This is a genomic window from Thermoflavimicrobium daqui (genome assembly GCF_003313465.1).
In the GTDB taxonomy this organism is placed as follows: Bacteria; Bacillota; Bacilli; order Thermoactinomycetales; family Thermoactinomycetaceae; genus Thermoflavimicrobium; species Thermoflavimicrobium daqui.
In genome coordinates this window covers 1-2,968 of the sequence record NZ_KZ845693.1, presented here as the reverse complement: position 1 = coordinate 2,968, position 2,968 = coordinate 1, and the positions used below count along the sequence as shown (strand labels likewise).

General features: G+C 38.7%; 1 protein-coding gene and 2 pseudogenes. 2 read left to right on the top strand and 1 reads right to left on the bottom strand.

All coding sequences use genetic code 11. The annotated features are described in order from the left end of the window. Nucleotides 1-249 (top strand): annotated as a pseudogene (locus DL897_RS17885) (Tn3 family transposase); the annotation flags it as partial. Between the two features lie 103 nt (nt 250-352). On the opposite strand, the gene DL897_RS17880 reads toward DL897_RS17885, so the two are convergent. Then, the gene (locus tag DL897_RS17880) at nt 353-2,161 is read right to left on the bottom strand and encodes a reverse transcriptase/maturase family protein (RefSeq protein WP_113660469.1); all 1,809 of its coding nucleotides are present in this window, start codon (nt 2,159-2,161) and stop codon (nt 353-355) included. Between the two features lie 543 nt (nt 2,162-2,704). Here DL897_RS17880 and DL897_RS17875 point away from each other — a divergent pair. Beyond that, nucleotides 2,705-2,950, top strand: a pseudogene (locus DL897_RS17875) (Tn3 family transposase); the annotation flags it as partial. Nucleotides 2,951-2,968: the final 18 nt, after the last annotated feature.

Below are 2,968 nucleotides of genomic sequence, written 5' to 3'. Positions count from 1 at the left end.
GGAACAGTTTCAGCATCCCTTATTATGGGGAAATTAGGTTCTTATTCAAGACAAAACAGCTTGGCTACAGCCTTACGTGAGATGGGCCGAATAGAAAAAACGATCTTTATTTTGAATTATATTTCGGATGAATCATTAAGAAGAAAAATACAAAAAGGATTGAATAAAGGAGAAGCCATGAATGGACTGGCAAGAGCTATTTTCTTCGGAAAACAAGGAGAGCTTAGGGAACGAACCATACAGCATCAAGTAGAGTAAGAACCCGGCGCCTTGGCATATCTCTATGCTAGGTTTCCAAGAACTCCTCTCCGAACCGTACGTACACCTCTCGATGTATACGGCTCTCCACTTATCAATCTAGCTTTCCGTTGTGCAATTTGAGATGGCAGTCTTTACAAAGCGCCATGGTTTTACGTTTTCTTTCAACCATGCGCTTTTCCCATCTTTTCTTGCCTTTTAGGTCTTTTAGCTTCCTAACGTGATGAATTTCAAGTGGCACGTTTGTACTATTGCACCATTCGCATTTTTCCGCTAAAAGTCTATCAATCAAACTCGTTCTATTATAAATAATTCCTCGTCCCATCGGGACGGCGTCTATAGAGATATCTTTGGAAATTTCGGTTTGCTTTCTAAACCCATCATTGTAAAAGTAGGAAATTCTTTGCCCATTCTTCGTCTGATACCTTACGGCAAATTTGCCATTCACACTATACTTACTGATGATTTTGCTAACGCTTGATTTGTACTTACAAGCAAATGTTTTGTACATGCTGTATTCCATAATGTAACTAAAGCGATGAAGCTTGTATGCATTATTTGCTAAGCGATAATAGTTGTATAACCCTCTGATTTCAGCATTGTATATCGCAAGGATCTCTAAGTCATCATTTTGAAGAAGATGGGATCTGTGCATTGATTTCCATTTCTGATTCTTCGAATCTATTCTTATCGCTTTGTATTCAATAAGCTTGTTTCTCCACGCTTCATGAGGGACAAGAAGTTCACAAACCATTGATCTGGTTCGTTGCTTGTGTCCACTACTGGTGCGTTTTGAAGTTAAAGGATCATGACTGACCTTTATGTCATATCCCAAGAATCTTGCTCTGTTGGATGAGTGGGTGATTAGTGTTTTCTCTTGAGATAGCTGGATAAGATATTCTGTGATGTCTTTTTTAATTCTTTCACAGTCCTCTTTGCTACCAATAACACCGATAATGAAATCATCAGCGTATCGCACGTATTGCAACCTTTTAAAACCATCGTCCATAGGGTCTTTATATGGTAATTCCATCATTTCATTTTTAAGTTGTTTAAGGTGAACTATTGCATCTTCTTTTTCTTGTTCGTTCATGTCGTCCCAATTGTTTTTGTATTTATTTCTCGCTCGGAAGAGCCGCGTTTCTTTTGTGCGGTACTCTGTCAATCTCTTGCGAGAATTACCTTTGTCGAAAGATGTTTTATATTTCTCGATGAACTGATCCAGTTCATTCAAGTAGATATTCGACAGTATGGGGCTTATGATCCCACCTTGAGGTGTTCCACTGTAAGTTTTACGATACACCCAATCTTCAAGAAAGCCTGCTCTGAGGAATTTCCATATGAGACTAATAAAGTTTTCGTCATCAATTTTCCTTCTGAGAATGTTTATAAGGATATGATGATCTATGTTGTCAAAGAAACCTTTTATATCGCCTTCTATGAACCACTTAGTACCAGTGAATTTATTTTTTGCCTGGGTTAGAGCAGTATGACAACTTCGATTAGGCCGAAACCCGTGGGACACTGTGGAAAACGTTTTGTCATAGATGCTTGAAAGAAGCATTCTCACTACTTCCTGTAGCAACTTATCTTCGAATGATGGTATACCCAATGGACGTTTTTTCCCGTTCTTCTTTGGGATATATGTTCGTTTCGATGGTTTTGGTTGATAGCTGTGATCTTTAAGACTGTTAATCAAATTCTCAATGCGTTCTAGGCTCATACCGTCGATAGTTTGACCGTCGGCACCTTCTGTCATATTTCCTTCTTTAGAATAGATGTTTGAATAGGCTAAGAGATAAAATTCCGTGTTGTACAAATTTCTATATAGACGTTTAAATTTATAATCCGAACGAGTTGTTTGTCTCGCTAGACTGTCTAACACGACTTGTGGACTTCTCATAGAGCCTCACGCTCCTTTCCATTTTTGTGTAAGACATGATAAGCTGTTTCCCTTCGCCATGTGGTAGGCTTTCCCTACCTCGGACTACTACGGAAACTCCGTTACCTTATTGGATATTCAGGCACTAAATGCCATAGCTATTAAGCATTCCAACTTAGGTAATCACCGTTTAGCACATGTAAGAACAAGCGCGTTGTAATTTCGGATGCGACGTTCGTCCTTTTCTTCTTATTGAAGACGGTCAACCTTTAGATCACTCCCGATTGACATGCAATTAATCAATAGGGTATTGGTTGTATAACGTTTATAAATACCTTCCGTTATAGATGGCCCTTTAATCACCTCGGACTATCGTTTAAGCAGTTTAGCTTTCATCCTTGTTTACAACTTTTCATCTTGCCATTCAGTCGTGACTTGGTATCTAGCCAACTTATGACTTTTCCAACATGCTACACTCCCCGTTCAGTTTCCTTCCCGGATAAGTTGGATGATGACAGGAGACGTGATCGTACCTGTTTCTTGCTAAAGAAAATTTCTTACATGACCTTACGGTCGCACTTGCAAAGAGCCAGTGCCTTAAACATCATTATCAATGCCATCAGTATCTGGAATACTTTACATCTAACAAAGGCAGTTGAATATCAAAAACGGTCAGGTAGTTTTAATGAAGAATTATTGCACCATATGTCACCTCTAGGTTGGGAACATATTAATTTACTTGGAGAATACCATTTTAATTCGGAGAAAATGGTCTCGTTAGATTCTTTAAGACCCTTGAAACTTTCTTAACGTTGTTAAAACTGGGGG